The organism is Paraglaciecola polaris LMG 21857 (assembly GCF_000315055.1).
Taxonomy (GTDB): Bacteria; Pseudomonadota; Gammaproteobacteria; order Enterobacterales; family Alteromonadaceae; genus Paraglaciecola; species Paraglaciecola polaris.
The window spans coordinates 1-2,572 of record NZ_BAER01000088.1 but is presented as its reverse complement, the minus strand read 5'-3'; the positions used below and the strand labels follow the sequence as shown (position 1 = coordinate 2,572).

Below are 2,572 nucleotides of genomic sequence, written 5' to 3'. Positions count from 1 at the left end.
GATGGCTGTGTGCCAGTTTTGAGATTCAAGCAAACTAAATCAGAGATCTGCAGTATTTTCTTTTCTATTTTGGTAGGCGCTTCTATAATTGCTAAAGAGATGAAACAAAGTATCGTTTCATGACGCTGGGCATAAGCTAATATCTTGAATCTTATTTTCTTACACATTTATACTCTCAGATAGGGGCTTTATAAATGTACTGACGATGAGCATCGTTGTAATCTGGGTAGCAGGAATTAGAGTTGTATAAAGCTTTCAGAGTCTCCGTGCATTTTTATATAAAATCGAGTTGAAATAAGCTTAATGGCAACATCGGTAGTATAGCTGATAGGGAAAAATCATGGCGGACGATAATAGTTCAGAGCTCTTTTTTATGTTGTTAGATGTTTTTGTTGCCCTTGTAATAATTCTGTTTTTTTCACAAAAGAGATTCAATTCATGGTCGGAGGCCCCACCTGATAGTTTTAAAGGAAAACCAATTGACTATATAAGTCCGAAGAGTTTTGTAGCATATTTTTTATTATATGCGTTGTCAATTGCTACGCTCACCTTAGCGCTCTACGGAATTCCTGGCCTTAGTCAGTTATCATTTTTTAAGCCTGTCTTAGAAGCATTGGGTATTACGCAGGAAAGTCAGGGGTGGACAATTTTTGCGCTAATATCCATTAGTGTTGCTAGTGTTGCGCCTTTGGAAAAGTATGAAAAAGAATGGAGAAAGAAGTTACACGGCTTTGCCCGCATTCCCAGAGATGTTGTTGAATTAAGAGGCAGTCTTCCATTGACCGATAGATTTATCCCAACGGACCATTATCTAAAAATTGCAAAAGAACAAATTATCAAATCTGGAGAAGAGTTAACCCCTCGTTATAAGTCTGTTGAGACTACATGGCTTGAACATCTAAATAACTTTTCAGAAGAGCATAAAAATAAAACAATTCATTGGCACTTTTTAAACTGTTTATTGTTGTGTGTAGTAGCTAAATCAGTTTGTCCACCGCGCTTACTTGGCCCAACAGATGAATCCGAACGCAGGATGCTAGAGCTAGGTAGCTTAATACTTAATCTAGAAATTAATGAAAGTCACAAATTTATCAACGAGCTTGATAGGATGGCAGAATATTTTGAAATCTGTATCTGCAAGAGCATTGTCAGAAAGTATAGTGACGAATCTGAAAGGTTTAACGCGTTGAAAAACTGTGGTTTTCAACCAAATGGGCGTGATGCTTTCAAATCTAAATTACTCACATCCTTGGGCCAATGCTTGGTTGGAGTTAGTTTTGTTTCGATCTTCTCTGTTGCAATGATACTCATGGTATTAGAGAACAGTATAGACACAGACCCAGCGAATTTTTTCTCAGACCGTTTCTTCCTTTGGTCCTTTGGCAGTTTCTTATCATTTTCTGTGGCTATCATGATAGCAGCAGTTGTTGCTGCGCAACGGAAAAGTGATAGGCGCTCTAGCCACTTGATATCGATTGCTACGTGTATTGCATTGTCGACCCTAGCGGCCGCGTTGTATTTCATTATTGTGAGCGATTTAGATGCTCGAAGTGAAAGTAATCCATTGGCACGTATAGTGTTGGCACTCTCATTTGCAATGCTAAGCCCCGTAGTTTATCAAGCCATCATTGACAATACGTTCGACAGCTACGAAGTAAAACGCTTGGCGTTCTACAATGGTTTTTTATTAGGTGGTACATTGATGGTAATGCAATGTGCAGTAAGTTACACGTTTAACATCCAAAATATCAGTTACAGTGGGCTTGTCGACTTTTTAGTCGCTCAAAACAACAAGATGATCTACCTCGCAATTATTGGTTTTTTCAAAGGGATAATACTGGGAACTTTTGTCACTTTCCTAATTCAGCACGCCAAACGTGCCCAATACTTGAAGAGCTTGAGGATCCACCCTAGGGCAAGTGTACAAATCCCCGTCAACGTAGCTTCTGAGGGCGCATCAGCAATCGCTATGGATATCTCTAAGAATGGTATGAAACTAGAAACCAAAGGAGACCTTAAGGCTGGGGACAAACTTAACTTTACCTTCATGCGAAGCGATAAGACTGAGGGATTAGTGAAGTGGACAAAGAGAAAATCTCGAGGCCGCCTAGTAGTAGGTGTCTTATTATCTCAGCAAAATGAAACGATAGTTGAATACCTCAGAGACAAGTACGGTGCATATTACGTGTAATTTGAGAAGGCGTATTACAATAGCTTTGACTTATTGATTGCGAGGCACAATATGCATCACCAAAGCGCATCTTTATCACAACACTAAAGATATCCTGGAATAGATTGTCTAAAACTTTGATCGACTCGATTAATATTGAGAAATCACCAGGGAAAGTATAGGAAACAACTAGGTTCATTGAAGTGCTGTTTTATTACTTTCCATCAGGGTGGGCTTTAAATGTCGAAGGGAATAATGTGGAAATCCACAGTTATCAGTTGGTTTGTAGTCGGCCGATGTCTATGACAATGCTTTGGGAAGCACCTCTCTATTTTTTCTGTCTCCGTTCCGCTCACTTAGGCCTTTCAGAGTTATACCAATCACCGTAATTAATTTCCCACA

General features: G+C 39.3%; 1 protein-coding gene. It reads left to right on the top strand.

Annotation, left to right across the window (positions count from 1 at the left end; genetic code table 11):
* Nucleotides 1–340: 340 nt before the first annotated feature.
* A complete protein-coding gene (locus GPLA_RS15045; protein WP_007105799.1) occupies nucleotides 341–2,191 on the top strand; it encodes a PilZ domain-containing protein in 1,851 nt (616 codons plus the stop codon).
* Nucleotides 2,192–2,572: the final 381 nt, after the last annotated feature.